At 60.3% G+C, this 15,901-nt stretch carries 17 protein-coding genes and 1 pseudogene; 6 read left to right on the top strand and 12 right to left on the bottom strand.

The window, feature by feature from the left end; translation table 11 throughout:
- Positions 1 to 57: 57 nt before the first annotated feature.
- Positions 58 to 657 carry an exopolysaccharide biosynthesis protein gene (locus tag KPG71_RS16015; protein ID WP_216339154.1) on the top strand — a complete coding sequence of 200 codons (600 nt, stop codon included), beginning with the start codon at positions 58 to 60 and terminating at the stop codon, positions 655 to 657.
- Positions 658 to 698: 41 nt separating this feature from the next.
- On the opposite strand, the gene KPG71_RS16020 is transcribed toward KPG71_RS16015, so the two are convergent.
- The 4 genes from KPG71_RS16020 to KPG71_RS16035 form a co-directional block, all read right to left on the bottom strand.
- The gene (locus KPG71_RS16020) at positions 699 to 839 is read right to left on the bottom strand and encodes an entericidin A/B family lipoprotein (RefSeq protein WP_216339156.1); all 141 of its coding nucleotides are present in this window, start codon (positions 837 to 839) and stop codon (positions 699 to 701) included.
- An 80-nt stretch (positions 840 to 919) separates the two neighbouring features.
- Positions 920 to 2,695 (bottom strand): sensor histidine kinase, encoded by a 1,776-nt coding sequence (locus tag KPG71_RS16025; RefSeq protein ID WP_216339159.1) that lies wholly within the window; start codon positions 2,693 to 2,695, stop codon positions 920 to 922.
- Positions 2,692 to 3,246, bottom strand: a complete 555-nt coding sequence (locus KPG71_RS16030) for an RNA polymerase sigma factor (protein WP_288939411.1) — start codon at positions 3,244 to 3,246, stop codon at positions 2,692 to 2,694. The genes KPG71_RS16025 and KPG71_RS16030 overlap by 4 nt, the downstream gene beginning before the upstream one ends.
- On the bottom strand, positions 3,243 to 3,404 hold the full coding sequence (locus tag KPG71_RS16035; RefSeq protein ID WP_253196314.1) for a NepR family anti-sigma factor: 162 nt from the start codon (positions 3,402 to 3,404) through the stop codon (positions 3,243 to 3,245). Before KPG71_RS16035 ends, KPG71_RS16030 begins: the two co-directional genes overlap by 4 nt.
- 144 nt (positions 3,405 to 3,548) lie before the next feature.
- On the opposite strand from KPG71_RS16035, the gene KPG71_RS16040 reads away from it, so the two are divergent.
- Complete coding sequence (locus KPG71_RS16040) at positions 3,549 to 4,367, top strand: response regulator (protein ID WP_216339164.1); 819 nt, start codon at positions 3,549 to 3,551, stop codon at positions 4,365 to 4,367.
- Positions 4,368 to 4,476: 109 nt separating this feature from the next.
- On the opposite strand, the gene KPG71_RS16045 is transcribed toward KPG71_RS16040, so the two are convergent.
- A complete protein-coding gene (locus KPG71_RS16045) occupies positions 4,477 to 4,647 on the bottom strand; it encodes a DUF1328 domain-containing protein (RefSeq protein WP_216339166.1) in 171 nt (56 codons plus the stop codon).
- A gap of 192 nt (positions 4,648 to 4,839) precedes the next feature.
- On the opposite strand from KPG71_RS16045, the gene KPG71_RS16050 reads away from it, so the two are divergent.
- The 3 genes from KPG71_RS16050 to KPG71_RS16060 all read left to right on the top strand — a co-directional run bounded on the left by KPG71_RS16050 (position 4,840) and on the right by KPG71_RS16060 (position 6,598).
- Positions 4,840 to 5,163: a YqjD family protein gene (locus KPG71_RS16050; RefSeq protein ID WP_216339168.1), complete on the top strand. Its 324-nt coding sequence runs from the start codon at positions 4,840 to 4,842 to the stop codon at positions 5,161 to 5,163.
- A 3-nt stretch (positions 5,164 to 5,166) separates the two neighbouring features.
- Positions 5,167 to 5,505 carry a phage holin family protein gene (locus KPG71_RS16055; protein WP_216339170.1) on the top strand — a complete coding sequence of 113 codons (339 nt, stop codon included), beginning with the start codon at positions 5,167 to 5,169 and terminating at the stop codon, positions 5,503 to 5,505.
- Positions 5,506 to 5,587: 82 nt separating this feature from the next.
- On the top strand, positions 5,588 to 6,598 hold the full coding sequence (locus KPG71_RS16060; RefSeq protein WP_367397372.1) for an AI-2E family transporter: 1,011 nt from the start codon (positions 5,588 to 5,590) through the stop codon (positions 6,596 to 6,598).
- Between the two features lie 337 nt (positions 6,599 to 6,935).
- Here the strand turns inward: KPG71_RS16060 and KPG71_RS16065 are convergent, their stop codons facing one another.
- The gene (locus tag KPG71_RS16065; protein WP_216339174.1) at positions 6,936 to 7,121 is read right to left on the bottom strand and encodes a PLDc N-terminal domain-containing protein; all 186 of its coding nucleotides are present in this window, start codon (positions 7,119 to 7,121) and stop codon (positions 6,936 to 6,938) included.
- Between the two features lie 231 nt (positions 7,122 to 7,352).
- On the opposite strand from KPG71_RS16065, the gene KPG71_RS16070 reads away from it, so the two are divergent.
- Positions 7,353 to 7,895: a PRC-barrel domain-containing protein gene (locus KPG71_RS16070; RefSeq protein WP_216339175.1), complete on the top strand. Its 543-nt coding sequence runs from the start codon at positions 7,353 to 7,355 to the stop codon at positions 7,893 to 7,895.
- 129 nt (positions 7,896 to 8,024) lie between these two features.
- On the opposite strand, the gene KPG71_RS16075 is transcribed toward KPG71_RS16070, so the two are convergent.
- From KPG71_RS16075 to KPG71_RS16105, 6 genes and pseudogenes are all read right to left on the bottom strand, one after another.
- The gene (locus tag KPG71_RS16075; protein ID WP_216339317.1) at positions 8,025 to 8,642 is read right to left on the bottom strand and encodes an ABC transporter ATP-binding protein; all 618 of its coding nucleotides are present in this window, start codon (positions 8,640 to 8,642) and stop codon (positions 8,025 to 8,027) included.
- Between the two features lie 196 nt (positions 8,643 to 8,838).
- A pseudogene (locus tag KPG71_RS16080) lies at positions 8,839 to 9,711 on the bottom strand (LysR family transcriptional regulator).
- A 127-nt stretch (positions 9,712 to 9,838) separates the two neighbouring features.
- Positions 9,839 to 10,726: an alpha/beta fold hydrolase gene (locus tag KPG71_RS16090; RefSeq protein WP_216339179.1), complete on the bottom strand. Its 888-nt coding sequence runs from the start codon at positions 10,724 to 10,726 to the stop codon at positions 9,839 to 9,841.
- 224 nt (positions 10,727 to 10,950) lie between these two features.
- Positions 10,951 to 12,063 carry an ABC transporter permease gene (locus KPG71_RS16095; protein ID WP_216339181.1) on the bottom strand — a complete coding sequence of 371 codons (1,113 nt, stop codon included), beginning with the start codon at positions 12,061 to 12,063 and terminating at the stop codon, positions 10,951 to 10,953.
- 4 nt (positions 12,064 to 12,067) lie between these two features.
- On the bottom strand, positions 12,068 to 14,809 hold the full coding sequence (gene rbbA, locus KPG71_RS16100) for a ribosome-associated ATPase/putative transporter RbbA (protein WP_216339183.1): 2,742 nt from the start codon (positions 14,807 to 14,809) through the stop codon (positions 12,068 to 12,070).
- Positions 14,806 to 15,858: an HlyD family secretion protein gene (locus tag KPG71_RS16105; protein WP_253196315.1), complete on the bottom strand. Its 1,053-nt coding sequence runs from the start codon at positions 15,856 to 15,858 to the stop codon at positions 14,806 to 14,808. The genes rbbA and KPG71_RS16105 overlap by 4 nt, the downstream gene beginning before the upstream one ends.
- Positions 15,859 to 15,901: the final 43 nt, after the last annotated feature.

Raw genomic sequence — 15,901 nt, forward strand, 5'->3', positions numbered from 1 at the left:
GGCCGTTTGTCCAACACGCGTTCGGGAACCGGAGGACGATAACGGGGTTGGTCTGACATGGAGATCGAAACAAAGACGAAGACCCCTCCGCAAAGCGGGACAAGAGCGGTCGTCGACAAGATCGAAACCACCCTGAGTGCGGACCGGACGCGCCTTGGCGATGTGGTGGATGCAATCGGGCATGCGGGGTACACACCGCTCCTGATGCTTCCGGCGCTGGCGTTGGTGTCACCCCTGAGCGGCGTCCCCGGATTCACGTCGGTGTGCGGGATACTGATTGCCGCAGTGTCGGCACAGATGATGCTGCGCCGCCCGACACTATGGCTGCCGGGCTGGATGCGGCGCACAAGCCTGAGCAGCACACGGGTGCAAAGGATCATACACTGGTTTCGCCTGCCTGCCCGCTGGCTTGACTGTATCACGCGGCAACGTCTGACCGGGCTGGTCACACCCCCCTTTTCAATCCTGCCGCAAGGATTGTGTTTCACGCTCGGGCTGATCATTCCGCTGCTGGAACTTGTGCCTTTCACGTCATCCATACTGGGAGCGGTGATCGTGATCCTGGCTGCCGGCATGTTTGCGGGTGACGGTCTGCTGGCTCTCGCCGGTATGCTTGTCGCGGCGGCTGCAGTGGGCGGGATCGTCGCCTTGGCCTGATGTCAGCCGGCCCCGGCAAGCGGGGCCAGCATGGCGTGTTGTTATTCCTCGGCGTCTTCCGCCGCTTCGCTGACGGCCTCACCTGCGTTCTCGATGTCCTGCCCTGCACCCTTGACGGTTTCACACGCGGTTACTGCGGCCAAGGCGATCAGCGACAGAAGGGAAATGCGTTTGCGTATCATCTGAACCTCTCCAATGTTGGTTATGTTCTGTTAACGCAGCGCCCCTGCCAAGGTTCCCCCTTCCCACCCCGAAAATGCGGTCAGGTCGTAACCTCGTCAGAAATCGTTTCTTCCTCGTCGTCCCGATCATGCCAGACACGGGGAAAGGTGACATGAAGTTCATAGCGGTCGGGCAAATCGTTCACCTCGAGCGTGCCGTTCAATTGCATGACGAAGGATTCGATCAATCGCGAACCAAGCCCGGAACCGTCAAGCAAACCATCCTGCACATCGCCAGTGGTGCCGCTTTCGACAGGCGCGCGCGAATTCACCACACTCAGGCACACCGCGTCGCCTTCGATCTTTTTCAGCGCAATGTTGATCCAGGCCTCGCCACCCTTGATGACACCGCTGTATTTCACCGCGTTCATGCCCGCCTCGGCCGCCAGAAGCGACAGCGGCACAGACTGATCGGGGTCGATCTCGATCGCGTCGAACTCGGTCGCCACCTTGATCTGATGGCCGCTTTCGTCCAGCGTCCCGACAATCACCAATTGCTGGATGATCTCGCTCAACAATTTGTCGGCGCGCAGCATCGACAATTTACGCGCCAGATAAAGATAGCGGTGGATCGTCGAAAGCGCCATCACCCTGTCCTGCACACGGCGCAGCAGGCGCTTGGCCTCGTTGCTTCCGGTAGCGCGGATCTGCATGTTCATGATGCTGGCAATCAGTTGCAGGTTGTTCTTTACGCGGTGATGAACCTCGCGCAGGAGTACGGTTTTTTCCTGCAGGTCCTCTTCGCGGCGGCGGTCCTGTTCGGTGAGATTGCGAGTCATGGCGCGGAACGCCTCGGCCACGACTTCCAGTTCCTCGGGCGCGTTATCGAGCCGGGCCTGATCCAGATCGGCCCGCCCTGCCGAATACAGCCGCATCCACGACCGCAGGCGGCGCACATGACGGATCACCAGGCGGTGAACCCCGACATAGGCCACACCAATGGCGATCACCCACATGATGATCGGAAAATACAGCGCAAAGGCCTCTTCATAGCCGGGCAGGACAAGGCTGCGGCTGCGCGGGGCCCAGCTTCCGAGGGCGAAGACCCGGCCATCGACGATGGGCACCACGGCAAAATCGCGCTCCAGCCCTTCGCGGTTGCTGTCGCGAAATGTGTGACGTGCGCGCAGGGCCAGTGTTTCAAGGCCGACATTACGAGGCAGAACCGAACGGCGATCATCCGTGAAATCCTGGGTGGCGATGATTTCGCCTCGCGACTGGAACAGCACCAGATCCACGTCCGGGGCACGGCCCGACAACGATGTATTGAGCGCGCTGATCGGTACGGCGATCAGAACCTTTCCCAAAAAAGTGCCATTGTCGAAAACCGGCACCATGACATTGACCGAGGCCGCCCCACCCAGAAAAGCAAGCGGTTGCATCTGGATTTCGGTCTGGGCGCTGTCCAGTTCGGCGCGGATCACGTCCAGATCGCCCAGATCGCGCTGTTCCCCGCGCGACGAGCAGACCAGTTGCAGGTCACGATTCACAAACCCCGCAAACATATAAAGAGGCGACTCTTCGACAATACGCCCCATCACCGCCTCACAAGCGCGGATATCCGAGCGAAAGGCAGCGACGGTAATGGCCAGCGCCTCGGCCGAGCTGACGGCAGAGCCAATCACCTCGCGGCTGGCGGCCACCGCCTGTTGCGTCTGTTCGAGAAGTGCGGTTTCGGAAAGCGCACGGCGCTCTTCCAGTACCTTGAGCGTCTGGTAGACGGATATCAGGCCCAGTGGCAGGATCGCGATGCTGAGCACCAGCACCAGTTGAACGGCTAGGCCTGGTTTAAGCGCACGGCGCGGGGTCTCGCTCATGCAGCCGGATTTCCCTGCACCACCGCAAGCGTTGCGGCATCCGTCATGTCAAGGCTGTCATCCTCATCCAGATGCATGAGTTCGGCCAGCCGCTTGCGGGCGCGGTTGGTGCGGCTTTTGATGGTGCCGACAGCACAGCCGCACATCTCGGCGGCGTCCTCGTAGGAAAAGCCCTCGGCGCCGACAAGGATCAACACTTCGCGCTGTTCATCGGTCAGTTGCGCAAAAGCCTCTCGAAAATCGTTCATCACGAGATGACCGTCATGCGCAGGCTTTTCCGAGATCGCACCAGCCATTTCCCCATCGGGATCCTCGACCTCGCGCCGACGCTTGCGGTAGAGCGAATAGTAAGTGTTGCGCAAAATGGTGAACAACCAGGCCCGCAGGTTGGTGCCCGTTTGAAAGTGATCGAATTTCCCCCAGGCCTTGACGATCGTGTCCTGCACCAGATCGTCGGCCGCAGCGGAATTGCGCGTCAGACTCATGGCAAAGGCCCGCATGGCGGGAAGATGCTCGATCAGCTCTTCTCGGGGGTCGGCGCTATCGGTCACTGGTCGTCATCCTCCGGTGACGTATCGCTGTCTGGTGCACAGGGCTTTTGTTCCTGCTGGCGCAATTGCTCCAGCAATTTCGTAAACCGCTCGGGGACCGGTTCGCGCGCGGCATCATCGTAGACGCGCCTTAGATTGTCGTCGATCTGCTGCTTCAATTTCGAGTTCCTGCTGTGTCGCACCATGCTATTCTGTTCCAACGGTTCAGCCCGGACTGATGCATTTTTTGCACCTCAACCTTGGAACCTAACACGTCGAACGGCGTTTAGTTCCCTACAAAGGAAATTTTTTCGAGGACGGACATGACAGAAACATCCAGCGCGCGCGACCTGTCAGCGGAAATCGCGGAACATCTGCCCTATCTGCGGCGCTATGCGCGCGCTTTGACCGGCAGTCAGCAAAGCGGCGATCATTATGCCGCAGCCACGCTCGAAGCCTTGCTCGAGGATCAGGGTGTCTTTCAGAGCGGCCTCACGCCAAAGGTGGCTCTGTTCAAGGCGTTCAACCGGATCTGGGTGTCATCGGGATCGCCGGTGCAGGAAACCGGCGGCACCGGTTCACCCGAGGCACGGGCGCAGATGCATCTTGCCGGGCTCACCCATAACACCCGCGAAGCGCTGCTTTTGCACAGCATCGAAGGATTCCCCATCGACGATATCGCCGGCATCGTCGGCGTTTCGCCTGCCGAGGCCCAGGAACTTATCGCCATCGCCCGCAAGGAAATGGCGCAATCCATCCGTGGACGCATTATGGTGATCGAAGATGAAGCCATCATCGCCATGGACATTCGTGCAATTGTCGAGGGCATGGATCACGAAGTCACCGGCGTGGCGCGCACCCGCGATGAGGCGGTAAATCTGGCGCGGCGCATCCCACCGGACATGATCCTGGCCGATATTCAACTGGCCGACAAATCCTCGGGGATCGACGCGGTGAACCATATTCTCAAGGAGATGGGCGACCTGCCAGTGGTGTTCATCACGGCGTTCCCCGAACGATTGTTGACCGGCGAGCGGCCCGAACCCGCGTTTCTGATCACCAAGCCCTATACCGAGGAACAGGTGCAATCGGCGGTCAGCCAAGCGATGTTCTTCACCAGTACGGAGACATTACAAAGCTGAGGTGATTTCCCCCCGGAGATCCCTTATCTAAACACTGAAAAGCCCTGCACGTTGCCATACGTGCAGGGCTTTATTTCTGTCGTCTTGACGCCTTGTGCGACCGTACCGATCAGGGCGACCGGCCCCGCAGGGCCCGTGCGGCCAACGCGATGACAAAAAGGATAAGGAATATCACGAAAAGGATTTGCGCAATCCCGGCCGAAGCCGACGCGATACCACCAAATCCGAACACCCCGGCGACAAGTGCAACGATGAAAAAGAGCAGTGCCCAGTAAAGCATTTGTTTTCTCCTTCCGCTTTTAAACACTCCGTTTGCGATGGGTATGAAACGGCCAGACCCTCCGTCAGGTTCCATAAAATCCTCAATAAATGGACCGTCCCCGCCGCTGTGGCGGATTTACCACTTCCGGGTGGAACCTCTCGGGGTTCCGCGCGTTGACCGAAAAGCGCAACCGAAGGAAAGGACATCGCCATGGCACAAGCCAAGAGCAACTCACCGCAGAACGACATCGAACAACTCTCCGAACAGATTTCGACGCTTCGGGCCGACATCGCGACGATTTCCGAAACGCTCTACGATTTGGGTCGTTCATCGGGGGATGCGGCGATTGACGGTGCGCGGCGCAAGGCCGCCGATCTGCGTGACGAGGGCGAGCGCCAGTTGCGCGCGGCCCGGCACCACGCCGAGGACATGGGCCAACAAGCCACCGACGCGGTGCGCGCACAGCCTGCCGCCGCGGTCGGGATCGCCGTGGGCGTGGGATTCCTGCTGGGTTTCATGACCGGGCGGAAATAACCCATGCCGGGCATGTTGCACGAGGTCGAAGACCGGGCGCGCCGGGCGGCGCGTTCGGCGACATTTACCATGATGGGCATCGTTTTCGGAACGACGGGGCTGGCACTGTTGTCGGTGGCGCTGTGGCTCATGATCGCTGTCCTTCAGGGCGCGATCGTCGCATGCGCGGCCATCGGCGCGCTCTACCTGATACTGGGGGCTTGTTTCATGGTCCTGGGGCGGCATCCGGGCGCGACACACCCGCCCGAGCCTGCGCAACCGAAAGACCCTCTCGTCCAGATCGCCGAGGGTTTTGCCACCGGCATGCGCGCGGGTCGCGCCGCCCGCGATCCAGACCGCTGAACATAAACCAGCGACCGGGGAACATTTGAGCGACTTACCGCGTTTGCGTTACATGCAAAGGTCATCTTTACCCCCCGATCCCGTGCTGCGTGGTGCAGCGATCATGGTTATCGTCACGCTCGGCTTTGCCGTACTCTGGACGGCAACGGATATTCTTGCGCCGATGGTTCTGGGCCTTGTCACCGGGGTCATTCTGGCGCCAGTCACCGACATGCTTGAACGTACGGGCCTGCCGCATGGCATCGTGGCGGCACTGGTGGTGGTCTTTGGCGGGCTGATCATTGCCATGTTGATTTTCCTGGCCGAACCCGTCGTATGGCGCGTCGCCGAAGAACTGCCGCGCATCAAATGGGAATTGCGTACGCTGATTCAGGAATTCCGCGGGCTGTTCCAAAGCCTGAACGAGATGAACCAGGAGGTCAAAGAAGCGCTCGGCTCCAAGCCCGAAGCCGAGGGCGAAAACGCCGATCCCGCCCTTCCCAGCGTCACCGCCGCATTGTTCCTGGCGCCGCTGGTCATCAGCCAGATACTGATTTTCGTCGGCGTCCTGTTTTTCTTCCTGCTCACGCGCAAAAGGATTTACGCGTGGTTGTCGAACTGGATCGGCAGTTCTGCCGACACCGTGATCATCCAGCAGCGCTTTACCAGTGCCGAACGTCTGGTATCGCGCTATTTCCTGACGATCTCGGTGATCAATGCCGGGCTGGGCGCGGCCTTGGGCGGCGCCATGGCGCTGATCGGTCTGCCCGGCGCTTTCGTCTGGGGCGTGGTCGCCGCGCTGGCGAATTTCATACTCTACATGGGGCCGATGATGGTCACGGCAGGGCTGCTCATCGCGGGACTGGTCACGTTCAACGGGCTGATGGTGCTGCTGCCTCCGGCGATCTTTCTGGGCCTGAACATGCTCGAAGCGCAATTCGTCACCCCGACATTTCTGGGCAAGCGCATCGCGGTCAACCCGCTGCTGATCTTCATTTCACTGGTCATATGGCTCTGGCTGTGGGGGCCGATCGGCGGAATTATCGCCATCCCCGTTCTGGTCATCGCGATGGTGATGCTCGACATTTTCGAGGATGATGAAGACGAGGCCTGAAACCTCCAGGCCAACTCGGCCCGGCAGAATCTTCGCAAAATCAGAATATCGGCAAACCCTTCAACCACCCGAACCATGGCGCGCATGGGTCCGGGCAGATTCATTTTGCGGATCGGATACATGCGCCTGAAAAAAGCCCCCGCCATTTTTCAGGCGGGGGCAGGCACCCGAGGGACAGGTGGGGTGCAAACGAACCCGTATGCACTTGGGGAATGCGCGGGTTCGGGACGGGGCAGCGTAGGCAAGTAACGCTGGCGTCACCGGCTCAACGCCAACATGCAGGGATTGTTCCATCCGGATCGCATTTTTTTCACCGCGCCCCGTGATCGCGTGTCGATCAGGCCCTAGCCGCGCGCGGACCGGCGATCAGCCAGATAATGAAGCCCAGCAACGGTAACAGCAGAATGACAAGCACCCACAGTACCTTGCGGCCGATCGAAGCGCCCGAACCGACCACCGAAATGATGGCCCAAATATCGAGCACAAGAAGAATAAGTCCACCAAGTCCACTGATTTCCAACATTATTATTTCCCCTCCATTTCCGGGTTTTAATCGGGCCCCGCATGGTACCGCACCATAGCGACTCCATGCCCGGACCCGCGCGGGATCAACGCCAGGGACACCATAAAGGTTCCGCAAATTTTTCCGTTATTTTTTTGCTTGTTGCAGAAACCTTCCCGGCCTCTGAGGGTTGGTAGAACACGACGTCGCAACACTGCGGCGCTGATCGACCAGACATCAAGGAGACTGATCATGAAACGCATTCTTGCTACGACGGCAATTGTCGCGCTGGCCGCGTCTCCGGTTCTTGCTCAAACGCAGAGCACCGAAGAAGACCCGGCAAACCAACCCGCCATGGAAGCACCTGCAAACGGGACCGATACCGGCACGATGGAAGCCCCCGAAACCGGTGTCGACACCACGACCGAGGCTCCTACGACCGATACCGGCGACACCACGGTGCAAGCCCCGGAAACCGAGGATCCGATGGGTGGCGGCGGTGACCTGGGCGCAGACGAGCGTCAGGCCCTGACTGCCGAGGAACTGGAAGGCCTGGCCGTCCACGACCCGTCGGGTGAGGACGTCGGCGACATTTCCGAGCTTGTCGTCGGAGACAGCGGCGAAATCACCGATGTGGTGATCGACGTCGGCGGCTTCCTCGGCATCGGTGCAAAACCGGTTGCCGTGGCCTTCGAGGAAGTATCGCTGAGCCGCGATGGCGAAACCGGCACGCTGCATGCCTCGACGAACTACTCCGCTGCCGATTTCGAGGCAATGGAGACCTGGGAGGGCTAACCCTTCCGACGAATGAAACGAACTGGCCGGGCTCTCAGGAGCCCGGCTTTTTCATATCGTTCCCACAGCATTTGAAATGCCGGACTTTACAGCCGTCTACCTGTTTAGTTCTTGCCAGCTATCCCGTTTCTACCCTGATATACCCGACGCACTCACCGCTACAGACCGCGCTGTGATCGACGGGACGCAGACATTCCGCCCGCTTTCGGTTTTCTCCACCGCGACTGGCAAACCGTAGACAGCACTCAGTGTCTCATCGGTCAGGGCATGTTCGGCTTGCCCTTCGGCGTGGAACTGGCCGTCCTTCATCAGCATCACCCGCGCGTTGAGCGCAAAGGCCTGATCGGGGTCGTGGGTAGACAGGATCACGCTTCGCTCTTCTGTCGCGGCGGCCCCCGCGATGGCGACGATCTGGGCCAGCACCTGCGCCTGATTGCCGAAGTCGAGGCTGGCGGTGGGTTCGTCCATGACGATCAGCGGCGTCTGCTGCGCCAAGGCGCGTGCAATCAGGACAAGCTGTCGTTGCCCCCCGGACAGGCGGGAGTAGTCGCGCTCCGCCAGACCAGCGATTCCAAGCCGTTCCATCGCGCCATAAGCAGCAGCGCGGTCGGCCTTGCCGGGCTGGCCGAACACACCCAGCCGTGCCGTACGCCCCATCAGCACGACATCGAGCGCCTCGAACGGGAAAGGCGGTGCATGGGCCTGCGGAACATAGGCGATACGCCGCGCAATCGCGGCCCGGCGCAGGGCCGCAAGTGGCTGACCGGCAAGAGCGGTCCCTCAAGCCCGGCATGGTCGTCGATCAGGTCGCGAAGGTCTTCATCTGTGGGCGCTGGCGCGGATGGGTGCATTGGCTGGCCTCGTGAGTGTGTCGGCCAGAAACAACCATCTCTTGTATTACGAAATCAATATCGTTATTCCGTCAGTCGATAGAGAATATCTATCAGTTGACAGCTGACAACCGCCTGGCCTCACGCAAAAGCGCCCCCAGAACAGGCGTGTGCCGATCCCGATACGGGGCGACAAGCCCCACGGTATGCGTGCTCTCCGCACCGGAAAGAGGAACGAGTTTCAATCGTTTCCCCGCCGCCAGAAAATTGGCCATGTCCTCGGGCAGGATCGTCAGCCAGTCCCCCGCCTCCACATTCGCCACCACGACGACCGTAGAATTCGATTCGATCCGGGCCTCGGGCATGACCCCTGCCGCGGCGAAATTCTTGTTGATAATACGCCGGTTCTGCATATCCGGCGTCAGCAGGCAGAGCTTCTGCCCGACCAGTTCGTTCCACCCGACCGTACTGCGCCCCGCGAACGAAGATCCTTCAGTGCAGACAAGCATGTAGCGTTCCTCATAGAGCGGCTCCGTGCTCACGCGTCCCATGGGTTGGTTATCGAGATACGAAATCCCCGCATCCACATCGAGATTGTCCAGCATCGACAGAATCTCCACCGAGGTCCGCGACAGGATGGTGAAACGCACATTCGGATGGGCATCGCTGAACCGGCTCGACAGCTTCGCCGCCCATGTCAGAGCGGTGGGAATGACGGCAATCCGCTACTGGCCGGACAGGCCATGACGCTTGAATCGCATCTCCTCCCGAAGCTGCCGCGTGTCCCCGACGATCTTGCGCGCTCAGATAAGCGCGGTTAGCCCCCCGAAACGCGAGCCGCGAAAGATCAGCTGAACACCCAGTTGCACCTCGAGATGCTTGATCCCGGTCGAAAGCGTTGGCTGGGTAATTCCAAGACTGGTCGCGGCACGACCGAAATGGCCCTCCTTGGCGACGGCGATGAACATTTCCAGCTTGTCGATCATGGTTGCTCAGCCGCCTTGAAATCGGGAAAGCCCGGTTCGCTCGCCATTGCCCGCAGGCCGATCCGGGATCAGGAAAACACCGCGCTCCGCCCGAGCGTCGTTCAGATTTGAAGCGAAAACAACAGGATCATCGAGCGCCATGCCGGTCGAGAAAATCCAGGATGGCAGGCGCGATTTCTTTAGCGACAGTCGGATCGAGATGTAAATGATGGTCTCCGGGAAACTCCATCATTTCATAATCCCCGATCAAATCCGCTCCAAGACGGATCAGGTCAAGGGCCTTGGGCCGCTTGCTCTTGATCCCGTCCCTGGCCCAGATATTGAGCACGGGACACCGGATCGACCTCAGCACGGCCTCGACATCCCCTTGCGTCAGCTTGACGGCGGAACTTGCGAACAGGCGCGCATCCCCCCGCATGTGAAATCCTTCAGGCCCCTCTTCCAGAGCGCGATCCGCAAGCGCCTCGGAAACCTGCCGGGAATTGCCCTGCGCGCACCGGCGATCAATGTAATCCGCCCTGGTTTCGAACGTCCTGCGGGCACGGGCCTTTTGCTTGTTGGTATCCTCGATGAAGGCACGCAAGGTGGCCACGACGGTTTCCTCCGTCGGCTCCGGCACCAGAGAATCCAGCGCAACGAACGCGCGGACCTTTTCGGGCTGAGCCGCCGCGAACAGGGCCGAAATATTGGCTCCTCGGGAATGACCGACCAGCACGCAATCCGTCCATCCGAGCTGAACCAGAATACCGGCAATCTGCGGGAGGTCGTCCCAGATATTATAGGTCGCGTGGGGCGACCGGTGGGAACTCAACCCCTGGCCGCTCAGATCGAGCGCGACAACGTGGCAACCGGTGAGCAACGGAGCCAGTTCCCGAAAACTGTCGGCATGGTCCATCCAGCCATGCAGCATCAGAACCGGAGTGCCGTCCCTCGGCCCCCATGCCAGCCCCGAAAGGCAAAGACCATCCACCTCCCACCGGCAAACCAGCGGGTCCGTCCCGACATTCTCTATCATTCGCGCCTCACCGTTCAATTCACCCGAATTGAGTACGATACACTTCATTCTGCAATTCGCAGCAACCGGGAAGTGACTGTTTTGCCTAGGGGAAGCGGTACCTGACCAAACCGGCATCCGCCGATCCACGGCAGATTCGCGCAATGGGTTCGATAGCCCTCATGCACCGCAGTTTCCGGACCTGCGCAGGCAATCAGGATGGCGGGCCTCTTGGGGCATGCCGTTCATTTCATAAATTCGCGGAACCGTTTCAGGGCCAGCCAGAACAGGACCGATCCGATACCAACGAGGGCAAGCAATTGCGGCCAGACCGTTTCAAGCCCCGCCCCCCTGAACAGAACCCCCTGAGACAGGGTGATAAAATGCGTGTTCGGGGCGGCGAGCATGATGATCTGAATGAAGTCCGGCATCGACTCGCGCGGGGTCATCCCTCCCGAAAGCACCTGTAACGGCAGCAGCACCAGCATCATCAGCAGAGCGAATTGCGGCATGCTTCCGGCAACGGTCGCCATGAAGATGCCAAGCGCGGTCATGGCGAACACCATCAGCACCACGCCGACAAGAAACAACGGCACAGACCCCTGCACCGGCACCTCGAGAAGGCCCTGCACCACCACGATCAGCGCAAAGGAGGACCCCAGCAGAACCACCAGCCCCATGGACCAGATCTTGGACAACACGATCTCGGCCGCAGTCACCGGCATGACCAGCAGGTGCTCGACGGTGCCATGCTCTTTTTCACGGATCAACGCGGCACCGGTGAGCACCAGCGACAGCATCGTGATTGACTCGATCACACTGTTGATCGCACCGAACCATGCCGGATCCAGCGATGGATTGTACCGCGCCCTGAGCGCCAGCCCGACAGGCAGCTCGGTTTCCGCGCGGTGACCCGCAACATACTCCGACACCTCGCCGGAAACGATCTGCTGGATGTACCCACTGCCGGTAAACGCTTGGCTCATCCGCGTTGCATCGACGTTCAGCTGAATGGCCGGGGTTTTGCCCGCCAGCACGTCGCGTTCGAACTCCGGCGGTATGTTCAGCGCAAAAGTATCGAGCCCCGCATCCATGCGATCATCCATCTCATTCGTGGTGATCATCCGCGGCTCGAGAAACCACGGCGGATAAAAGGCCAACGCGATGCGCGACGAAAGTTGCGACCGGTCTTCGTCCACGATGGCGATCGCAGCCTTGTTCAAGGCCTCTGGCATGGCAGTCGAAGACGTATAGATCGACAAGCTGAAGGAATACACGATCAGGGCGAGCATGATCCAGTCACGCCACAACCCGCGCAGTTCCTTTACTCCGAGGTTCCAGACGTTCTTGAGGTTCATGTCCCTACCTCGCCTGTTTCTTAAGGAAAACCGTGGCCAATCCGAGGATGACGGGAATCGAGGCCGCTATGGCCAGTATCGGTTCGACCTGTTCCGCAAAACCGAACGCCTTGGAAAAGGCGCCACGGGCGGACGTCACGAACCAGGATGTCGGATAGATCTCGCCCAGCATCCGGCCAAACCCCTGCAACGATGAAACCGGGTCAATCAGGCCCGAATACTGAACCGCCGGAATCATCGTCAGCATGACCGTCGCGAACAGCGCGGCCACCTGGCTGGTGATGAAGACCGAAACCAGAAGACCAAGACCCGTTGTCGCGATGACATAGACCAGCGACGACAATATGAAGCCCACAAGACTGCCAGAGAATGGCACGCCGAAGACAGTTACCGCCATGCCCATCATCAGCGCAAAGTTCAGCATCGCGAGTGCGATATAGGGCAGTTGCTTGCCAAGCAGGAATTCAAGGCGCGTCACCGGCGTGACATAGAAATTGATGATCGATCCCAGTTCTTTCTCGCGGGCGACCGACAGTGTGGTCAGAATGGCCGGAATCATCAACAAAAGCAGCGGAATGACCGCCGGGACCATGGCAACGATGCTTCGCACATCCGGGTTGTACCGGAACCGGGTCAGCAGCTCGAAATTTCCGGCAAGGGCCGCATCGCCGTACAGTTCGCGCGTCTTGCGTGCGATCCAGTCCGCATGCATGCCCTGGATATAGCCCTGCACCGTATTGGCGCGGGTCGGATTTGCACCGTCAAACCAGGCCCCGATCTCGATATCGCGGCCACGCGCGATGTCTGCGGCAAAACCGGGGGGAATCTCGATAGCGAGCCCGAGTTCGGACGAGCGCATTCGCGCGTCCATCTCCGCGTAGCCTGACAGAGGGGGCCGTTCGTTGAAATAACGCGAGCCTGCGATATCCAGAATATAGTCGCGGCTTGTCGCGGTCTGGTCACGATCGAGCACGGCAAACGTCAGATCCTCGACATCCATATTGATGCCAAGACCGATAACGGCCATCAACAGCAGGCTACCGATCAGCGCCATGGACAGTCGGATCGGATCGCGCCGAAGCTGTAAACTTTCCAGTAGCGAATAACTCAGCAAGCGGCGCGAACTGAACGCGCTTGCCGTCTTGTGCGGTTCCGGAGCGGACTTTGCCACGGCGGATACCGTGGCTTCGGGCGCTGTCGCTTCCTGGCCGATGGCGTCTTCCAGATAGGCGATAAACGCGCCTTCCAGTGTCGCGCTGTCCTTCGATTTCGCAATCGCCTCGGCCGTATCGCTGATCAGCACCTTGCCGGCATGCATCAGGCTGATACGGTCGCACCATTCAGCTTCGTTCATGAAATGGGTCGAAACGAAGATCGTCACTTCGTCCCGGCGCGAAAGATCCATCAGGATACGCCAGAAGTCGTTGCGCGCCACCGGATCGACCCCCGAGGTCGGCTCGTCGAGGATAAGAATCTCGGGGCCGTGGATCATCGCAACCGCCAGCGACAACCGTTGACGAATGCCGATGGGCAGCGCGCCAGGCAAATTGCGCACCACCTCGCCCAGATCGAAGCGTTCGATCATCTCCTCGACACGGGCGGGAATTCTTGCTTCCTCCATGTCGAAAAGACGTGCGTGCAGTTCCAGATTCTGCCGAACCGTCAGTTCGGAATACAACGAGAATGCCTGAGACATGAAACCCACGCGATGACGCGTTTCCATGTCACGTGCGTCAACCTCGTGTCCGAAAAGCCTGGCGCGGCCTTCGGTGGGCTCCAGAAGGCCGGTGAGCATTTTCATCGTCGTTGTCTTGCCGCAGCCGTTCGAACCGAGGAAACCGAATATCTCGCCCTTCGGAATCCGAAAGCTGACCTTGTCGACCGCGACAAAATCTCCGAAGCGCTTTGTCAGGCTCTCGGCCTCGATGGCGAACTCCGCCTGCACTGCACTGCGCGGAGGTATCTTCACCGCGAGATCGTCCCCCCGTTGTTCGGCGGGGAGCAGCGCAATGAAAGCATCGTCAAGAGTCTCCGCCCCGGTGCGGGCCAGCAGATCCTCGGGCGTGCCCGTCGCCAGAACCTGCCCGGCGTTCATCGCCACCAGCCAGTCGAACCGCGCGGCCTCTTCCATATATGCGGTGGCCGTGATCACGCTCATCCCCGGCCGGTCGGCGCGGATACGGTCGATCAGATCCCAGAACTGACGACGCGACAGCGGATCGACACCCGTGGTCGGTTCATCGAGTATCAGAAGATCGGGATCGTGGATCAGCGCACAACAGAGACCGAGCTTCTGTTTCATGCCCCCCGAAAGCTTGGCCGCCGGACGGTTGCGAAATGGCGACATGCCGGTGGCCGCCAGAAGATCGGCAATGCGCCTTTCGCGCTCGGCCGTGCCATGGCCGAAGAGGCGACCGAAGAAATCGAGGTTCTCACCGACCGAAAGCGTGGAATACAGGTTCTTGCCCAACCCCTGCGGCATATAGGCGATACGCGGGCAGACCCGGCTGCGATGGCCGGAGTTGCGCATATCGCCGTCCAACACCCACACCGCACCGTCCTGAATTTTCCGCGCACCGGCCAGCAGCGACAGGAAGCTCGACTTCCCCACGCCGTCCGGCCCGATCAGCCCGACCATGCACCCGGCGGGGATTGTCAGAGAAACATCGTCGAGCGCCGTCACCTTGCCATAGCGAAGCGTCAGTTCCGACACCTCTGCGACAGGCAGGGCCGACTCGTCGGTCATTTCACGATGTTGTCGAGGAAGGCAGGCCATTCGACCTGCGGGTCAAGCCGGACATACGCCATGCCCGGCAACCCGGTTTTCACATACTCGATATACCGGGCCAGCAGATCGGGGTCGATCCGGGCGCGGACGCGGAACATCAGCTTTTCACGTTCATCTGCGGTTTCCACCGTTTTCGGCGTGAATTGCGCCACATCCGCGACATATGAAACCGTCGCCGGAATCACGTAGTCTGGCGCGGCGTCCATCACCAGCCGCACTTCGGACCCGACCTGAACGCGGCCCACCTGAGATGTCGGAAGGAAGATCGTCATATAGACATCCCCCAGATCGACCAGATTCAGGATGCGCCCGCCCGAGGCGACGATCTCGCCTTCTTGAGCGACAAGGTACTGGACACGCCCGTCGCGCGGCGATGTCAGCGTGGCGTCATCAATGGATGCGGTGATCACGTCGATCGAAGCCTTTGCCGCTTCGACAGCGGCCTCGGCATCCACGACCTGCGCCTGCGCGGAGGTGACACCCGCCAGCGCCGCGGCGTGCGAGGCTTCGGCCGAGGCCAGCCCCGCCTTTGCCTGCCGGTCACTGGCGAAATCGTCATCAAGGGTCTGTTGTGAAACGGTATTCGATTCGACCAGCCGCTCGGACCGGGCCAGCCGCTGTGCGGCGGCTTTCGCGACGGCTTGTGCCTGGTCGATGGCCGCGACGGCGGCGCGTTCCTGCGCCTTGGCCTGCGCCACAAGCGATTGGGCGGTCTGCACCCCGATTTCGGCACGGCGCAATTGCGCTTCGGCCTGGCGTTTCTGGGCGTTTAGCTGAACCACATCCATTTGTACGAGCACATCACCCGTCTTCACGAAATCGCCCTCGACGGCGGTGATGTCAGCGATACGTCCCCCGGTAAGCGCGGCAATATCTATCTCGGTCGCCTCGATCCGTCCGTTCCCCGAGGCCAATCCCTCGGGCAGATCGGGAGCCTGAGCGCTGCTCCAGGTGAAGTACCCGGCGGCCACAACGATCAACGACAGAACCGACAGCAGCAGTCTCATGTTCATATTTTGCATGGCATTTTCTTGGACAGCACCGACCGAC

The organism is Roseovarius sp. PS-C2 (genome assembly GCF_018862045.1).
Taxonomy (GTDB): Bacteria; Pseudomonadota; Alphaproteobacteria; order Rhodobacterales; family Rhodobacteraceae; genus Roseovarius.